Origin of the sequence: Streptomyces sp. NPDC021562 (assembly GCF_040640875.1) — a bacterium.
Lineage (GTDB): Bacteria > Actinomycetota > Actinomycetes > Streptomycetales > Streptomycetaceae > Streptomyces.
In genome coordinates, this window is sequence record NZ_JBFACN010000033.1 from 14,706 (window position 1) to 30,420 (window position 15,715).

General features: G+C 69.3%; 17 protein-coding genes and 1 pseudogene. 8 read left to right on the top strand and 10 right to left on the bottom strand.

Annotated features, from left to right (window positions below):
- Positions 1 to 363: 363 nt before the first annotated feature.
- From AB0G52_RS35330 to AB0G52_RS35340, 3 genes and pseudogenes are all read right to left on the bottom strand, one after another.
- Positions 364 to 1,281, bottom strand: coding sequence for a class I SAM-dependent methyltransferase (locus AB0G52_RS35330; RefSeq protein ID WP_361342371.1), 918 nt, complete (start codon positions 1,279 to 1,281; stop codon positions 364 to 366).
- A gap of 63 nt (positions 1,282 to 1,344) precedes the next feature.
- A pseudogene (locus tag AB0G52_RS35335) lies at positions 1,345 to 1,547 on the bottom strand (acyl-CoA dehydrogenase); the annotation flags it as partial.
- Between the two features lie 81 nt (positions 1,548 to 1,628).
- Positions 1,629 to 1,988, bottom strand: coding sequence for a hypothetical protein (locus tag AB0G52_RS35340; protein ID WP_132891706.1), 360 nt, complete (start codon positions 1,986 to 1,988; stop codon positions 1,629 to 1,631).
- A 288-nt stretch (positions 1,989 to 2,276) separates the two neighbouring features.
- Between AB0G52_RS35340 and AB0G52_RS35345 the strand changes: the two genes are divergently transcribed.
- Entirely contained in the window at positions 2,277 to 2,483 is a 207-nt protein-coding gene (locus tag AB0G52_RS35345) for a LuxR C-terminal-related transcriptional regulator (protein ID WP_361342374.1), read from the top strand.
- Between the two features lie 681 nt (positions 2,484 to 3,164).
- On the opposite strand, the gene AB0G52_RS35350 is transcribed toward AB0G52_RS35345, so the two are convergent.
- Positions 3,165 to 3,815: a DUF3291 domain-containing protein gene (locus tag AB0G52_RS35350; RefSeq protein ID WP_361342377.1), complete on the bottom strand. Its 651-nt coding sequence runs from the start codon at positions 3,813 to 3,815 to the stop codon at positions 3,165 to 3,167.
- A gap of 524 nt (positions 3,816 to 4,339) precedes the next feature.
- Between AB0G52_RS35350 and AB0G52_RS35355 the strand changes: the two genes are divergently transcribed.
- Both AB0G52_RS35355 and AB0G52_RS35360 read left to right on the top strand, forming a co-directional pair.
- Complete coding sequence (locus tag AB0G52_RS35355) at positions 4,340 to 4,984, top strand: DinB family protein (protein WP_361342380.1); 645 nt, start codon at positions 4,340 to 4,342, stop codon at positions 4,982 to 4,984.
- Positions 4,978 to 5,223: a transposase gene (locus AB0G52_RS35360; protein WP_361342383.1), complete on the top strand. Its 246-nt coding sequence runs from the start codon at positions 4,978 to 4,980 to the stop codon at positions 5,221 to 5,223. The genes AB0G52_RS35355 and AB0G52_RS35360 overlap by 7 nt, the downstream gene beginning before the upstream one ends.
- Before the next feature lie 228 nt (positions 5,224 to 5,451).
- On the opposite strand, the gene AB0G52_RS35365 is transcribed toward AB0G52_RS35360, so the two are convergent.
- Together AB0G52_RS35365 and AB0G52_RS35370 are read right to left on the bottom strand one after the other, a co-directional pair.
- Positions 5,452 to 6,033, bottom strand: a complete 582-nt coding sequence (locus AB0G52_RS35365) for a hypothetical protein (RefSeq protein WP_361342386.1) — start codon at positions 6,031 to 6,033, stop codon at positions 5,452 to 5,454.
- A 387-nt stretch (positions 6,034 to 6,420) separates the two neighbouring features.
- Positions 6,421 to 6,957, bottom strand: a complete 537-nt coding sequence (locus AB0G52_RS35370; RefSeq protein WP_361342389.1) for a TetR/AcrR family transcriptional regulator — start codon at positions 6,955 to 6,957, stop codon at positions 6,421 to 6,423.
- A 76-nt stretch (positions 6,958 to 7,033) separates the two neighbouring features.
- On the opposite strand from AB0G52_RS35370, the gene AB0G52_RS35375 reads away from it, so the two are divergent.
- From AB0G52_RS35375 to AB0G52_RS35385, 3 genes are read left to right on the top strand one after another with little or no spacing between them, the layout of a single operon-like run.
- On the top strand, positions 7,034 to 8,083 hold the full coding sequence (locus tag AB0G52_RS35375) for an aldo/keto reductase (RefSeq protein ID WP_132891712.1): 1,050 nt from the start codon (positions 7,034 to 7,036) through the stop codon (positions 8,081 to 8,083).
- Positions 8,080 to 8,799, top strand: coding sequence for a DUF998 domain-containing protein (locus AB0G52_RS35380; protein WP_361342392.1), 720 nt, complete (start codon positions 8,080 to 8,082; stop codon positions 8,797 to 8,799). The genes AB0G52_RS35375 and AB0G52_RS35380 overlap by 4 nt, the downstream gene beginning before the upstream one ends.
- A gap of 11 nt (positions 8,800 to 8,810) precedes the next feature.
- Positions 8,811 to 9,845, top strand: coding sequence for an aldehyde reductase (locus AB0G52_RS35385; RefSeq protein WP_361342395.1), 1,035 nt, complete (start codon positions 8,811 to 8,813; stop codon positions 9,843 to 9,845).
- Between the two features lie 551 nt (positions 9,846 to 10,396).
- On the opposite strand, the gene AB0G52_RS35390 is transcribed toward AB0G52_RS35385, so the two are convergent.
- Together AB0G52_RS35390 and AB0G52_RS35395 are read right to left on the bottom strand one after the other, a co-directional pair.
- Complete coding sequence (locus AB0G52_RS35390; RefSeq protein ID WP_361342398.1) at positions 10,397 to 10,912, bottom strand: hypothetical protein; 516 nt, start codon at positions 10,910 to 10,912, stop codon at positions 10,397 to 10,399.
- 151 nt (positions 10,913 to 11,063) lie between these two features.
- Positions 11,064 to 11,630 carry a hypothetical protein gene (locus tag AB0G52_RS35395; RefSeq protein ID WP_361342401.1) on the bottom strand — a complete coding sequence of 189 codons (567 nt, stop codon included), beginning with the start codon at positions 11,628 to 11,630 and terminating at the stop codon, positions 11,064 to 11,066.
- 20 nt (positions 11,631 to 11,650) lie between these two features.
- Here AB0G52_RS35395 and AB0G52_RS35400 point away from each other — a divergent pair, with 20 nt between their 5' ends.
- Positions 11,651 to 12,436 (top strand): DUF5959 family protein, encoded by a 786-nt coding sequence (locus tag AB0G52_RS35400; RefSeq protein WP_361342404.1) that lies wholly within the window; start codon positions 11,651 to 11,653, stop codon positions 12,434 to 12,436.
- Between the two features lie 121 nt (positions 12,437 to 12,557).
- Here the strand turns inward: AB0G52_RS35400 and AB0G52_RS35405 are convergent, their stop codons facing one another.
- On the bottom strand, positions 12,558 to 12,920 hold the full coding sequence (locus AB0G52_RS35405) for an MFS transporter (protein WP_361342407.1): 363 nt from the start codon (positions 12,918 to 12,920) through the stop codon (positions 12,558 to 12,560).
- 298 nt (positions 12,921 to 13,218) lie between these two features.
- On the opposite strand from AB0G52_RS35405, the gene AB0G52_RS35410 reads away from it, so the two are divergent.
- Positions 13,219 to 13,899 carry an SDR family oxidoreductase gene (locus AB0G52_RS35410; RefSeq protein ID WP_361342504.1) on the top strand — a complete coding sequence of 227 codons (681 nt, stop codon included), beginning with the start codon at positions 13,219 to 13,221 and terminating at the stop codon, positions 13,897 to 13,899.
- A gap of 35 nt (positions 13,900 to 13,934) precedes the next feature.
- Here AB0G52_RS35410 and AB0G52_RS35415 read toward each other — a convergent pair whose 3' ends face one another.
- Positions 13,935 to 15,710 carry a family 43 glycosylhydrolase gene (locus AB0G52_RS35415; RefSeq protein ID WP_132891718.1) on the bottom strand — a complete coding sequence of 592 codons (1,776 nt, stop codon included), beginning with the start codon at positions 15,708 to 15,710 and terminating at the stop codon, positions 13,935 to 13,937.
- Positions 15,711 to 15,715 lie beyond the last annotated feature (5 nt).

The window sequence follows — 15,715 nt, forward strand, 5'->3', positions numbered from 1 at the left end:
TGGCTCTGTTTACGCGACGCAATTCGACAGAGGAAGTTCGGAGGCGCTTGGGCGGCCACGGCCGATCGAACGGTCCGCGAGATCGGGCAGTGCCTTGCGTATCCGGTGCCTTCCGGAGAACTCAGCGGGGCATGGCGACCGCGTGGGAGATGACGGTGCCGAAGGCGTGGTCGGGCAGAAGGCGGCGCAGCGCGATGAGAAGGCGGGCGCCGAAGCCGGTGGCGTAGCTGGTCTTGGGACGCCGGGCGGTGCCAGCGACGCCAGCCAGTGATCAGCGTGGACAAGCGGCAGGACCTTCGGCAACACCAGGCCGGGACACGGGCGGTGCCACCGGCCCGGATGCCGTTCGCGAGCTGAGGCGCCTTACCGGGAGCGGTTGGCCAGGGCCCGACGCACCGTCCGGGTGAGGATCGGGGGCATCAGGTCCACGCCTATGCGGCGGGCGCGGGAGCGCGGGCGGCGGGAGGCGGGCACCGGGGCGGGGGCTGGGGCCGCCGGCGGCTGCGGCACGGGCGGTATGTAGTGCCGGGAGTGCGGGAAGGGTGGTGCCTGCAGTCCCTTGTTGGCGCGGGCGCGCACCAGGCGGTGCCCAGCGGCGTCCTGCACGCTCAGACCGATGTCCGTCCGCTCCTCCAGCATCACCAGCAACTCCTCCTGCACGGGTTCGGGATCGCCCCACGTGCCGTACAGCTTCTGGGTGCTCAGGCAGATCGGGCGCAGCCCGCGATTGAGCACGGCCTCCCAGGTGGCGACCGAGACGCCGGGGGTGTGCTCGGAGCGGAAGTCGTCGAGCACGACGACGCCCTCGGGCAGCAGCAGGTCGCGGGCGGCCCCGATGTCGTCGCGGACGTGCTCGTACAGGTGCGAGGCGTCGATGTGGACGAAGCGGCAGGTGCCCGGCTTCACCTCCGCCGAGATCACGGAGGACGGGGCTTCCAGCACCCGCGGCAGGGTGTCGTGGAAGGAGAGGTAGTTGCGTTCGAAGGCCTGCCGGGTGAGTGAGGAGTACGACTTCGCCGTCTCGGCCTGGTTGGCCCCGTCCGGTGCCTCACCGCCGAAGAGGTCGCAGACCGTGAACTCCTCGCCGTCCTGCCGGTGCCGCCCGAGCAGGATCGCGCTCCTGCCCATGTACACGCCGAGTTCCACCAGATCGCCCCGGAGGCCGCCCTTTTCCTGCCGCTCCAGGAACCAGGTGAACAGGAGCTGGTCCAGCGGAGGGAACCAGCCGGGGACGTCATCGAGCTCGGCGGGGTTCTTGTCGATTGACTGTGCGATCGCCATGGAACAACTCTGCTCATCCGGCGCCGGAGAAAGTGGCCACCGACTGAATGTCCAGTGAACAGCTCAGTCGGCCCACGGCCCTGCCAGAGCGTCCAGATGGGCCCGGCGCACCTCGGCCGTCCGACCCTGCACGAGCAGGAACATCCCCTCACCGGCCAGGCGTTATCCATGGCGCGCCCGTCGCCCGCCACGATCGCCGTGGTCGTCGCCCCGCGCATCAGGTCGTACGACCGTGTCTTGAGTGCCAGGCGCTCCGCGACGCGCTCGTGCCGGGCCGACCGGATCCGGGAGAAGTCCGGGCCCGGCGCGGCCGGCCCGGCCGCCACCTGCCGGCCCGCCTCCTGACCTCACACACGCAAGGGCGCCGAGGAAGCACCGGCGGCGCCTACGCGCTGCGGGCGGGGCTTGCGGGCGGCCGTCTTCTTCGAGGCCGTCTTCTTGACCGCGGTCTTCTTCGTGGGCATCTCGTGGACCTGGGCGTCGGTGCCGGTGCCCTCGCCGTGCGAGGCCTTCACCTTGTCCACGGACTCCTGCAGCGCGGCCATCAGATCGAGCACCTTGCCCGCCGGCTGCTCCGGCTCCGGCGCCTCGAGAAGCTCGCGGTCCTCCCGCTCCGCCTCGATCACCTTCTCCAGCGCCTCGGTGTAATGGTCGACGACGTCGGGGCCCTCCAGACGGTCGGTGGTCGGCGCTCGCGGCCGCTCCACGCGAGATTCGTCACCGCGACCCGCCAGGACCGCTCTACGGCTGTTCGAGCCGAGGCCGGGGCGGGGGCGTGGCATCGTCGGTGAGCGGTCAGGTCGGAGATCCGTTCGGTCTACGGCCCCGAGCGCGTCCAGCGGACCGGTCAGAAGCACCGACCCCCTGGACGCCGTCGGCAGCCGCGGCGGCCTCCGCATCAGCGCGCCGACGACAGGTGAGGCAAGGGCGGCACTCGCCGCCTGCCTCAGGCCGTCGGCGGGTTAACGGACGCTCCGCAGGTCGAGCAAGGCCACTTGGCGGCCAAGACGCTCAGCTCCCTCGAACGCAAGGTTGTCCAACTGATGGCCGCCGGCCTCCTGGACGAGGCCGTCTCCCGGCAGGTGGGGCTCTCGGTCCGCACCACCCGCCGGATCATCGGCAAACTGGCCCAGCGTCTGGCCGCGAAGAGCAGGTTCCAGGCGGGCGTCTTGGCCGTCCGGAACGGCTGGATCGACGCATGACCTCCCGCCTCGCGGGCACCACCCCTTCCAGACGGCAGCTGTCCATACGGGTTGCTACCGTCCGATATGGTTTGTCGCCGCTCAGCCCTTCCTGACCCGCTCTGTGAGGATGACGGTATGTTGCAGGTCTGCCTCAACGGCCCGCGCGGCCGCGCCAAATCACCCGCTCTTCCGGTCACTCCAGACCAACTGGCGGAGGCGGCCCGTGCCGCCGTCGCGCCGGGGCCAAGAACATCCATCTGCATCCCAAGGACGGCGAGGGCCGGGACTCACTGGAGGCAGCCGCCGTCGGCGCCGTGCGGGCTGCCGTCCCGGGCGTCCCCGTCGGCGTCACCACCGGCTCCTCCTCACAGAGAATCTATGAGTCAACTTGTCTCACAGTGATCCATGCCACAGGACGGCTGCCGGTCGACGCTCCCGCCTCGACACGCGCACGCATCACACGGCCTGACCTGGTACGAGGAGCTCCGGCCCCACGCCCTGGAGGGCATGGTCGCCAAGGCCTGGGCTGTCCGTACGATCCCGGCCGCGGCTCAGCCGACGCGCTCGCGCCTGGCCGTACTGCCGCCCGCAGCCGTGCGGTCAGCGCGCCGGCCGCCCAGTTCCTCTATGGCCGTGATGGGCTCGCCGCTGTGCTCGCCCACGTCTACGAGAAGGCCGGCGCCCCCTCCCCCACCGCCTTCACCCGTCCCCAGCCGATGCCGTCGGCCGGCCGGCGGCATCGCCGCTGTCTGGTAGGTGCACGGCGAGGCGGCGCACACCTCGGGCTTCCTTGTCAGCGAACCTGGTCGCTCTTCGGCCCAATACCTCTGAGCTGGTCGGGTTCCCGTCCAGGGCGAACGAGTCGTGGAAGGTGAAGGCGTGCGGCGCGGAGCCGTGGTCGTGGAGGTGCTCCAGCCTGGAAACCCCATTCCGCCAGGTGGGTATCACGCCGTCGGCGATCCACCAGCACACGTAGGTTGGGTGCCCTGTCCTCTCGAACCAGTCGTAACGCCTGTTCAGCGCCTCACGGTGCAGACCGGTGTAGACGGCGTCGAAGGCGGGGCGCAGGTCGGTCCAGAGTGAGAGGGTCGCGGCCAGGGCTGTGGTTTTAACCGTACGGCCCTTGCCGTACCAAGTCGGTACGGCGAACTCTCCCCATGCACCCCAGTCCGCCTCGAAGAGCGCGCCCCGGTCACCGTCAGCCGCCTCAGCGCGAGCGAGGTAACCGGGGTACTGACTGATCTTCCGGTAGACGGCCTCACCGATGTCGTAGAACTCGCGTGCGAGAGGTGCGTGATCGGCGAGAGGTGACTTCAGGACGCCGAATGTGTACAGAGCAAGATGGGGCATGCGTCTCTCCCTGGATGGGGCTGCCTGGCGTGGACCCGGTTCGGTGGCTTTCGCATGGGGCGAGGGTTCGCAGGGCGTCACCGACTCATGCCGTCGCGGCTCACCCAGCTTGAGGCACCTCTGTGCGGCCGCGGCGACGACCGAAGTCCAGATGAAGGTAGCTGCCTCTGCGCGCCATGTCGAAGTTGCAATTTCCCTGTCCAAGTGGCCTCTTGCGCAGGTCCATGCGGGAACTGGGGCTGTGGCGCTGCCAGCCTCCGTGGAAGTCCACAGCGGTCTCCGGGCTGGGCGGGGCGTCGGGACGCAGCCAGTTGCTCACGTCGACGCCAACGGCCGCCCTGCTGTCCTGAGAACGAACCATGATCAGCGGGGCCAAGCTACGGGGTTGTCTCACGTGGCTGGTTTCGTGCGCTTCTGACGGCAGGCCAGGGCGGCGGCCGCGGCCAGGCCTCGGCTCTGCCAGTCGCTGCGGACCACGTATGGGATCTTGAGAGCACGAGCAGCCCGTGACAGGCTCGTGCCGCATGATCGATGAGTTCGCGAAAGACATTCTGCACGGGAGGCTGCGGCGGGACCGCGAGGCGCTGCTCTGGAAACTCGACGGCTTGTCCGAATACGACGCCCGCCGGCCTCTGACGGCGACCGGGACCAACCTCCTCGGCCTGGTCAAACACGTGGCCACGGTCGAGGCCAGGTACTTCGGCGAGGTCTTCGACCGCCCTTCCCCGGAACCGCTGCCCCGGTGGCAGGACTCCAACGGCAGTGATCTGTGGGTGACCGAGGATGAGTCCCGCGAGCAGGTCATCGGTTTCTACCGGCGTACGTCGGAACACTCGGACGTGACGATCAACGAGCTTCCCCTCGACGCCCCTGGTCACGTGCCGTGGTGGCCGGAGCCCTATGCCGACACGAACCTGCTCGCCGTCATGGTCCATGTCCTCGGCGAGACCGTACGGCATGCCGGGCACGCCGACATCCTGCGCGAGGGCCTCGACGGCCGGACTGGGCTGCGGGCCGAACACGAGAAGCAGATCGACGAGGAAGCCCGTGCCGCCTACCGCGCGAAGATCGAGCAGGCCGCCAGGACGGCCGCATCAACCACAGTTCAGAAGGCTGCCCCACGACGTGACGTGATGTTCGAGCGGCATGATGCCAGTCGTGAGTGCTGATCTGTCGAACCCGTCTGGTTCCTGAGGCGCGATGGGAGCTGGTTGCCCCTAGGTTGCCGCCGTTCGCGGCTCGACCGCAAGGTGGTGGCAGCGCTCCGTGTGACGAGCGGGCCGTGTTCACGGCAGTGGTGTACGTCCTGACCACCGGCTGTGCCTGGCGGCAACTGCCGCCGACGTTCGGCACGTTCCCCGCCACCGCGCATCGCCGCTTCACGATATGGACCGCGGTCGGCCTATGACGTCGTCTCCACCGGGCCGTCCTGGACGAACTCGGCGCCTGCGGTGAGGTGGACTGGACCCCGGCCGTCGTGGACGCTGCCTCGGTCCGTACGAAAAAGGGGGGCGCTGACCGGGCGCAATCCGGTCGACCGGGGCGATGTCCGGTCGACCAGGGCATTGCTGAGACGCGACCGGTGAAGCTCCTCGTCACTCGCTCCCAAGCGTCAGGCCCCTGTGGGGCAGCCGGATCAGAACGGCTCGAAGCTCGGCTTGACCGGACCGATCTCGCCGCGCTCCGCCAGTTCGTCAAGGTCTTCCGGCTCGAGGAACTCCAGGGCATCTGGGTCGATCCCGTGGTGCGGGTCCACGTCACGCAGGCGCTTGACGAAGGCGAGCACGAAGTCGGTGAACGGCCCATCGAAGACCTCGGGATCGGCCCCGTTGATGTTGGTGACGATCTTCCAGTGGTCCGGTCGCGGGTCGCAGGGCCAGAAGAAGTGCTCGTCACCGGAGTAGTCGTATCCCCAGGAGATGAGGCCGCCCGGGTCGGGGTGAAACCGGAACGGGTACTCGTCCGCATCACGTCGCCACGACTGGCCGAACGACTCGTGGATCTTCCGCATCCGATCCAGCAGCGGGCTGGACCCGCGGGGATGGAAGACCACCAGCTCTCCGCAGATCACGCCGGTGCCATAGGCGTCAAGAAGCGCCTTGAAGTCGCCCGGTAGCGCCGAGCCGACATAGTTCTCGACCTCTGCCCAGTCGTCCGGGGACGGCTCTCGGGCCGGCGGCAGGCCGAACAGTTGCACCAGGTCGTCCAGACCCGCCATGTGCCCCACCTGCCTGATCGTCGGTTGTCGGCGGCAAACCTAGTCAGACTCAGCTGCGGGGATCAAGGGGAAGCGGGGTCGGCAGCCCCCATCCCCCGCCGAGTCATCTCACCACGTTCACCGGTCGCGACCACGACCAACGAAATTCACGAGCAGCGCAGTTCAGAGAAGCCTGCGTCCCCTGCTCGATGTTGTGTCCCTAGCCCGACCAGCGCGGCCGCCTGGTCGCGATCCGCGACGCCTCCCTCGCCCGAGCCCAGGACAAGCTCGCCCGGTCGGATGCCGCACAAGCCCGCCGTAGCACCGCCGTGGACCTCGGCATCCCTGCCTTCCCCGACATCGCCGGCCGGCACGGCAGCGCACCCGTGCGGCCGTGAGGCCCCTCCACTACCCGTGCGTGCGGAGTCCGTCGAGGATGAGCGCGAGCATGTGGGGGGCCCGGTCCACGGGGCTGGACGCGGCTCGCCACAACGCGCCGGTCAGCTGGAGGAAGTCGCCGGGGTCGGCGTCCACACGGATGCTTCCGTCCTTCTTGCCGGCGTCGAGGAGCTGGGTGATGGCGGCGATGACCGGCCCGTAGCTCTGCTCGCTGATCGCCTGGTGCGCGCCCGGGCCGAGGGCGTCGCCGAGGCCGTGTTTTCTGCGCATGGCCTCGACGAGGTCCGTCGTCCAGTGGCGGAGCGCTTCCAACGGCGGCATCTGGGCCAGTAGGTCGGGCACGGTACCGGTGATGCGTGCCACCTCGTCCTGGTAGACGGCCAGGACCAGCGCCTCGCGGGTGGGGAAGTTGCGGTACAGGGTGCCCGCGCCCACTCCCGCGCGCTGCGCGATCTGGTTCATCGACGTGCTGCCGTCCGCGGTGAGCGCCTCGCGTGCGGCGGCGAGGATGCGTGCCCTGTTCTCACGGGCGTCTGAACGGACCACGGAACCTCACCTTGCCTAAGTGGAGAGTTCTCCACTACGTTAAATGGAGAGCTCTCCACATACTTTAAGGAGCGTCATGCATTACATCAAGCTCGGCACGACCGGTCTCGACGTGTCCCCGATCGCGATCGGTGCGATGACCTACGGCGAACCCGACCGCGGGCACCCCGTCTGGTCGAAGGGCGAGGAGGACGCGCGCCCGCTCATCAGGCACGCGCTTGAGGCGGGGATCAACTTCTTCGACACCGCGAACATGTACTCCAACGGTTCCAGCGAGGAGATCCTCGGCCGCGCGCTCAAGGACTTCGCCGACCGCGACGCCGTCGTGATCGCCACGAAGCTGCGCCATCCGATGCGCCTGGGACCGAACGGCCGCGGCCTGTCGCGCAAGGCGATCATGACCGAGGTCGAGCACTCGCTGCGCCGCCTCGGCACGGACTACATCGACCTCTACCAGATCCACCGCAACGACCACGCCACCCCGTGGGAGGAGACCCTGGAGGCGCTCAGCGACCTCGTGAAGGCCGGCAAGGTCCGCTATCTCGGCGCCTCCTCCATGCACGCATGGGAGTTCGCGAAGGCGCTGCACCTGCAGAGGCTGAACGGCTGGGCACGGTTCGTGTCGATGCAGGACCACTACAACCTGCTCGCCCGTGAGGAGGAGCGGGAGATGATCCCGCTGTGCCTGGACGAGGGCGTCGGCACGATCGTCTGGTCGCCGCTGGCCCGCGGCCGACTCGCCCGCGCGTGGGACGACGCCCGCTCGACGGCGCGCTCCGAGACGGACGGCGCCTACGCGGACCTGCTCTACTCGCCGGCCGAGGAGGCGTCCAACCACGCCATCATCGACGCGGTCGGACAGGTCGCGGACGCGCACGGTGTCAGCCGCGCACAGATCGCGCTCGCCTGGCTGCGCCGCCGGCCGGTCGTCACCGCACCCCTGGTCGGCGCCGGCTCGATCCGGCAGATCGACGAGGCGGTGGCCTCTCTCGGCATCACACTGACCGACGAGGACGTGCGCGCCCTGGAGGCCCCGTACACCCCCCGCCACGACTGGCAGGGCGTCTCCGACGAGGCCGAGATGGAGGCCATCCGCCGGCGTGTTCCCGGCATGGCTCTCGCGTGAACCCCATCGCCCGTTCCGGCGCCGCTGCCCGCGCCGGAGCCCTCCTGATCCTCCTCGGGCCGCTGGTGTCCTGGGGCGCCGAGTTCATCACCGCCGCCGCATGGCAGGACCCGCCGTACTCGCCCTTGTACAACTGGGTCAGCCATCTCGGTCTGACCGGCCCGCCGCAGACCGCGTTCGGGCAGGTCGCCAACTCCCCGCTCGGTGCCGTCATGGACACCGGCTGGATGATCTACGGCACCCTCCTGATCGTCGGCACGTTCCTCGTGTTCGACCCGCGCAAGGGCGCCCGCTCCATCGTCATCGTGAGCCTCGCGGTCCTCGCCGGTGTCGGAGTCTCGCTCGTCGGCATCTTCCAGGGCTCCAACGCCGACGTCGACAACGGCCGGATCGTCTTCCACACCGTCGGCGCGCAGGGCGTCATGCTCGCCGGCAACCTCATGGCGATCGCCGTCGGAACCGGCGGCACCCGCATCGGCCTCACCAGGGGCCGCTCGATCGCGAGCACCGCGCTCGGCACCGCTGGACTGATCGCGTTCCCCCTCTTCATGACCGATGTGTTCACCGGCTGGATGTGGAACATCGGTCTGTTCGAACGCGCCGTCATCTACCCGATCATGATCGGCCACGCCCTCCTGGGCAGCAGCGTGGCCGCCGCCCAGCGCCGCCGTGCGACGCACCCGCCGACGCCCCTGACCGCACGAGCCAACAGCTGAAGGAGAGACAGATGACACGAATACTGGTCACCGGAGGCACCGGATTCATCGGGAGCTGGTGCGTCCAGGCCCTGCTGGAGGCCGGGCACGCCGTCCGCACCACGGTCCGCGACATGAGGCGCGAGCCGGCGCTGCGCTCCTGGCTGCACGCGGCCACAGCGTTCGACGACGACCGGCTCACCGTCGTACGCGCCGATCTCGAAGAGCCCGAGGGCTGGGATGCCGCCGTCGCCGGCTGCGAGTTCGTCCTGCACGTCGCCTCGCCGACCCTGCGCCACACGCCGACGCACGACGACGACCTGGTGGTCCCCGCGCGCGAGGGTGTCCTGCGGGTGCTGCGCGCAGCCCGTGACGCCGGTGTACGCCGGGTGGTCCTGACCAGCGCCTTCGGCGCCATCGGGATCGGGCACCCACCGCGCTCCACCCCGTTCACCGAAGAGGACTGGACCGACGTCGACAGCGACATCCCGCCCTACCAGCGGTCCAAAACCCTCGCCGAACGTGCCGCCTGGCAGTTCGTCCACGACGAAGGCGGTGGTCTGGAACTGGCGGCCGTTCACCCCGTGGGGGTCCTTGGCCCCCTGCTCGGCCTGGACGACCCGCCGTCTCTGCGTCTGGTCCGCAGAATGCTCGAAGGAAAGGTGCCCGCGTGCCCTCCCTTCGGGATGGGCTTCGTCGACGTGCGCGACGTCGCGGACCTGCACCTGCGCGCGATGACCGATCCGGCAGCCGCCGGCGAACGCTTCCTGGCCATCGCCGGGCACAGCCTGCGCGTCATCGACATCGCACGCATCCTGCACGACCGCCTCGGTGAGCGGGCCGCGAAGGCCCCGACCCGTGAACTGCCCGTCTGGGTCGCCCGGGCACTGGGCATCGTGAACCCGGAACTGCGCCTGCTCAAGCACCAGCTCGGCCGGGATCTCGACGCCACAAGCTCCAAGGCGGAGAAGCTCCTCGGATGGCGGGCTCGTCCCGTCGAGGACACCATCGCGGACACCGCCGAGAGCCTCCTCGCCCACGGCGTCGGGACAAAGACCGGCTCGTGACCGGCCGATGCGGCAGCCTTGAGGCACCGGAGGTGCGTTGGACTGTTGACCCGGAGCGACTGTGTCCGCTGGTCCTGGAGCCGCGCCAGTGTTCGGTGCGGGCTGCCTGATTGCCGGGGGCTGGGGCGGGGACGGGAGGCTCCGGACAGGCATGGCAACCGGCATGTTCCGCAGTCGCCCGTCCCTCAGCCGGTGAAGGCATCGGTGTCGTGGGTGAAGAGAGAAGTTGCTCTGCATATCGGCAGGGCGGGTCTGATGGGAATTTTGGGAGTTGGCAGGTGTCACGTCGGCGACCAGCAGGTGCCGCGGGCCTGGTCGGGTGCGGCTGTGCTCGCGGCCCGCAAGGCTGTACGAGGTTCTTCCGGGCGGATTTACGCCTCGACCGAGGGAATGACGGTCCGTGCTGCGGAGCGGCTGCGAACCTGAGACCGCTCCCGCACCACCTGCTCCCGCCCACTCCTGACGAATCAACGCGAGCAGCTCCGGGGCCCTCCTTGTCCTTGGACAGTGAAGTCCCGCGTCAAGGCAGGAAGTGCTCCGCCAGGAGATCGCTAGGGTCGGATGGCGATCGTGCTGACGGTGCCGTTGCCCCAGACGGTGGTGTTCATCATCATGCGGCCGTCCAGCGACACGACGGTGAACTCCGGCACGAAGCGCGTGGTGAACAGCGTCGCGAACCCGCTCCGCAGCTGGGCCACCTCGCTCGCGACCAGGTCCCAGCCGTCGAGGAGACGCACCCGGAGCCAGGCCCAGTTGTCCTCCTCGTGCTCTTCTTGCTCTGGGTGCGTGCAGTCGATACCGAGGAGGAACTCGCGCTCTTCGTCAAAGAGGCCGTATTCCACAGCCATCCGGTACCAACTTGTGTTGACCTTGTCGGCCAGGTCCGGGTCATCGACATCAGCGATCTCTTCGGGACGGGAGTCGAATCGTCCGTGCTCCGGGCGCGCACTCGCAGGCCCGTATCCCGGTGGCAGCGGTGGCAGCGGGACTTCACCTCGAAGCCGTTGCACGATGTGAAGCCCAGCGGGTGCGAGCAGGTCGGCTATCTCGGCGTCAGTCAGTGTCACGGGGGCACGGTAGTCGCAGGCCGGACGCATGGCGTTTCATTTTCGGGCGATCCGGCAGACATGCTTGCGCGTCCCGCCGGCGGTCGGGGCGACTGGGGTTGCCCGTACTCGTTGTAGCCGACGTGCCCGGATAGCGGTCTTCTGCCGCAACCTAATCAACTCGCTCAGGGGATAAGCCACTTCGCGTCGACGTGACCGGCTCGGGAGACCCGTCAGGGTGGTCAGCGCCATGGGTCCAGTGGAGAGAGGTCGCGGCGGCGTAGCCGCGACCGGCTTCGGCGGTCGCCCACAGGCAGGCGGCGAGGACGCTGTAGGGAGCGATGCGGTGGCCGAGAAAGTCGCCGACGACTGCGGCGCCGCCTGCGACGGCGACGACGACAAGAGGACTGATGTGGCCGGTGCGTGCCAGCGCACCGGCGGTCAGCAGCAGGGTGAACGTGGGGATGAAGTAGGTCCCGACCGGCTGATCACCCGATCCCCTCGTCCGGCTCCGCCAGCCGCAGCCGACCGTTCCCCTGGTCAGAATGAACGGTGCTCCGTGGGTTTCGGCGCGGTCCTTCGTCCCCCTGGGGACGGAGGGGGCGGTGGTCTGGGCGAACAGGTCCAGCGCCGTCCGGAAGGACGACCCGCCCTCCTCGGTGGCGACCAGGCTCTGCGGGCACGGGCCCTGCCGGACGGATGCCGGTGGAGGCGAGGTCGAGAGGCCTGACTGTGTCACTCGTCCGGTGATAGGAGACGATGCAGCCCACCCGGCGCACGAAAGCGAGCACCTTCATGACGGAGCCCACTCCGATCGACCTGATCCATCTCGCCGATCCGGACGGGAGCCGCTGCATCGTGCGCGTCACTGGACGGTTCCGTCCGGGTGTGCTGACCGGTCACGACATTCTGCGGGCAGACGTGCTCGCCTGCGCGAGCTTCGTTGATGCCCGGCTCGAGCTTTACCTCTTCCAGCATGACGTGGACTCCTGGGAGCAGGAGCTGTCCAACCTGGGACCAGGCCAGACGGTCAGCATCGGCGGAGACCGCGGCCTGAGCCTCGGCATCCACCTGCACGAGGACAGCCGGCTGTCGATCCAGGTCAGCGATCCGGACCGCCTTACGACAGTTCTGGGAATCCGCCCTCAGGGGGATTGGATCGCCGAGCACCGCGGGCGCCTGGAACAGGTTCGGCTGGCCTGGCCCCCCGAAGTCATCGAAACGGCCCCGGGAGCCTACGAGTGGAGCCCCAAACGCAAGCGGTGGCCACCGGTGGCCGAGGTGTGCGCTTCGGGGCGCGCCGCCGAGCGACTGCACGTGGCCCAGCCACTGCTGTCCCAGCAGGTCCGGCAGTGGAGACGGAGCTCGGCGTCGAGTTGCTGCACAGCACCACGCGGCGAGTCGACCTCACCGAAGCCGGCCGGGCCTACCTCGAGCGGCCGCGCGCCACCTCGCGACGTCTGCGAGGCCGCCCAGCACGCACGGCCCGTGGCGGCCGGATCAGTGGGCCGTCTCGCGATCGAGTGCGTGGGCTCGGCGACGTAGAGCCTCCTGTCTGCGCTCTCGCGTCGGCTCACGGAGCAACTGCCCGGGTTCGACTTGTCCATCCGCGGCGAGATGGTCGTCGAGCTGCGCATCCGGCACGAGGTCGGCGAGACCTCGACGCTCACCACGCTCGTGGCGGGGGCGTCGACGACCCCTCACCCGGTACCAGGACCGCGACGGCCGAGCCGACGACGATGAGCGCGGCGCCTCCGACGAGCAGACGCTTGCGGTCGAAGAGGTCGCCGAACACGCCGAAGCCCAGCTCCAGTGCGGCGACGGGGATGAAGAAGGCGTCGACGATCCACGCCAGCTGCGCCGAGGACGGCGCGAGATCCTGCTGGATCAGTCCGGTGATGAGCGAGGGGACGGAAAGGGCCATCTGCGAGAGGCACACCGCGAGCACCACGGCGGCCAGCGTGCCGCGTCCCAGGGTGTATCTCGCACTCTCCCCGCTCGTCTCGACGGGTGAATCGGTCTGGACCATGGACGACTCCTCGCGCACGGCGCGCGCTGCTGTCGGAACCGGCGTTCTCCGCCGGGCCTTGCCGGGGGTCCGGCGCGGTGACCGACCCGCCGAGCAGCGACAAGGTAGGAAGTGACCGCCGTCACGCTCAATGGACATGTTCATCGGACGAACAGAGCGCCTCTCAGCGGCCGTCCCGATGCGCACCCTTCAGGAGTGACCGCCGTACCGAGCGCCGACAGGAGAACCGAGTGATGTCTGGAAGACTGACCGGCAGGACGGCCGTCGTGACGGGGGCAGCACCGGCATCGGGCAGGAGATCGCCCGCAGGCTCGCGGCGGAGGGAGCGGACATCGCGGTCGCGGACGTCGATCCGGCCGAGGGGACACGGGAACTCGTGGCGGCGACCGGTTGGCGGTTCTTCAGCGACAAGGTCGACATCTCCGACGAGGAGGCGATCCACGGATTCGCCGCGCGCGTCCGAAGCGAACTCGGTGGCGCCGACGTCCTGGTGAACAACGCGGCCGTCGTACTGCTGGCCGACATCGAGCACGTGACCCTGGACGAGTGGCGCCGCACCTTCGCCGTCAACGTGGACGGCGCCTTCCTGGCTTCCAAGGCGTTCCTGCCGGACCTGAAGGCGTCCGGGTCGGGTCGCATTGTCACCATCACGTCGTCGAGCTACTGGACCGCGCCGCCGCCCTTCGTCTCCTACGTCTCGGCCAAGGGCGCGCTGAACGGGTTCACCTCCGTCCTGGCCGCCAACCTCGCCGCTCACGGCATCACCGTCAACGGTGTCGCCGCGGGTCTGGTCCGGACCGCCACGGCCGTGGCGAACACGAGCGAGGCCTTCTTCGAACAGGCCGTGCAGGCCCAGGACATCAAGCGGGTGCAGACGCCGCCCGACGTCTCCGGCGCCGTGGCGTTCCTCGCCTCCGAGGACGCCTCGTTCATCACGGGGCAGATCATCGTCGCGGACGGCGGCAGCACGCGCCGCTGACACGGCCAACCGCCGCCGCGGCGACGCCATTCATTTCACGGCACGGGCACGGTCTCGCCGGTCGTGATCCCGCCCTCCCCGAACGCGTCCACGGCCACCCAGTACGGCACGTCCGCGTTGAGCGAGCGCAGGTCCAACGCGGTGCGCTCGTACACCTGCCAGCTGTGGTACAGCTTCTGCGGGTGCCGCCCGTAGCGGACGGTGTAGCCGGTGGCTCCCTCTTCGGCGTCCCATTCCAGGTGCGCGGTACGCCGGTCGACGCGTCGGGCCCGGACCCGGGTGGCGGCCGGGGCCGGAGCGTCACCGGTCCCGAAGACCCGTAGGCCGCTCACCGCGAACGCGCCGTCGAACGGCATCCGGCCGCCGGTCACGCGCACGAACCTGGCGCGCTGCGGCGCGTCGAGGACGACGTAGGCGTGCGGGGTGTCCTCGTCCTTGCCCCGTGAATCGCGTACGACGCTCCATTCGCGCCCGTCGTCCGAGAGCTCCACCAGGAGTTCCGTGGCCTGGTGGGAGGCGTAGATGCCTCGCCAGGAGTGGCCGATGTCCACGCCGTCACGGGCGTCCGGTGCCGTCGCGCCCAGCTCGTGGTCCGCCAGGTTGACCTGGACGGCGTGCACGGTCTTGCTCGCGCCGAGGTCGACGGTGAGGGACGCGCCGGGCTCGGTGGTCGCGGAGGCCCACCAGGTGCGGATGTCCTCGTCGACGGAGCGTGCCGGGTCGTGGCCGGGTGCCGAGGACGAGGCGGTGGCCTCCGCCTTGTAGGACAGGAGCATCCACGGCGGCGGCGTCCACGGGTCGAACGGACCGTCAGGGACAGCCATCGGGTAGTCGGCGAAGTTCTGGTTGCAGAACAGCACGCCGTCGTCGTCGAAGCCCGCGGGAAAGAGACCGACCCGCCGCTCGAAGACATCGTTGACGGTGATCCGCATGGTCGCCGCGTGCCACCAGTTGCCGTGCCGGTCCTGGAACGTGCTGCCGTGGCCCGCCCCCGTGATGAAGCCCCCGGGCTTCGAGGAGAAGGGGCTGTCGGGCGAGTACGTGAACGGGCCCAGCGGCGAGGAGGCGGTGCAGTACCCGTCGGCGTAGGTGTTGAACTGGGTGCCCGGCGCCGCGTACTGGAGGTAGTACGTCCCCTCCCGCTCGGTCATCCACGCGCCCTCGATGTACGGGGTGGTGCCCCTGACCCGGGCCACGAGGCGCTCGGCCTCGGTGCGCGGCTCCACGACCACATGATCATCGCCCAACCGCTCCCAGCCGCGGTTCTCGACGTCCGAGGAGATCAGCGGCACGGGATCGCCGACCGGCGCGAAGTCCTCGCCGAGCCGCACTCCGTAGAGGGGTGTCTTGTTGCCGCAACCCCAGTACAGGTAGACGGAGTTGTCGCTGTCCTGGAAGAGCCCGGGGTCCCAGAAGGGGAAGGTGCCGGGCGTGACCTCGGTGAAGTCGTCGGCGAGGGGGTCCTCACTGCGGAAGAAGGGGCAGTTGTCCTCCTTGCGGGACGCGCTGATGTACAGCGCTCCGTTCACCTCCCGCACGTCCGGCGCGTAGTCGTGGGCCGGCAGCCTGGAGGTGGGGCGGTACTCCCATCGCACGAGGTCGTCCGAGTGCCAGAACCCCGCGGACTTCGAGACGAACATGTAGTAGCGGCCCCGGTACGGCACGATCGACGGATCGGCTCCCTCGCGGTGCACGCTGCGCCTGGGTTCGCCGATCTTCATGCCGCGCACGACGCCCTTGAAGCGGACGTCCTGGTAACGGTAGGGAAGGTCGAGCGGGTTGCAGATCGTACGGTGCGCGGAGTTCTCCATGTCCG

Excerpts from the sequence above, each read along its gene's own strand:
- AB0G52_RS35330 (WP_361342371.1), bottom strand. The coding sequence starts at position 1,281 with ATGGCGATCGCACAGTCAATCGACAAGAACCCCGCCGAGCTCGATGAC.
- AB0G52_RS35350 (WP_361342377.1), bottom strand. The coding sequence starts at position 3,815 with ATGCCCCATCTTGCTCTGTACACATTCGGCGTCCTGAAGTCACCTCTC.
- AB0G52_RS35355 (WP_361342380.1), top strand. The coding sequence starts at position 4,340 with ATGATCGATGAGTTCGCGAAAGACATTCTGCACGGGAGGCTGCGGCGG.
- AB0G52_RS35365 (WP_361342386.1), bottom strand. The coding sequence starts at position 6,033 with ATGGCGGGTCTGGACGACCTGGTGCAACTGTTCGGCCTGCCGCCGGCC.
- AB0G52_RS35375 (WP_132891712.1), top strand. The coding sequence starts at position 7,034 with ATGCATTACATCAAGCTCGGCACGACCGGTCTCGACGTGTCCCCGATC.
- AB0G52_RS35385 (WP_361342395.1), top strand. The coding sequence starts at position 8,811 with ATGACACGAATACTGGTCACCGGAGGCACCGGATTCATCGGGAGCTGG.
- AB0G52_RS35400 (WP_361342404.1), top strand. The coding sequence starts at position 11,651 with ATGCAGCCCACCCGGCGCACGAAAGCGAGCACCTTCATGACGGAGCCC.
- AB0G52_RS35405 (WP_361342407.1), bottom strand. The coding sequence starts at position 12,920 with ATGGTCCAGACCGATTCACCCGTCGAGACGAGCGGGGAGAGTGCGAGA.
- AB0G52_RS35415 (WP_132891718.1), bottom strand. The coding sequence starts at position 15,710 with ATGGAGAACTCCGCGCACCGTACGATCTGCAACCCGCTCGACCTTCCC.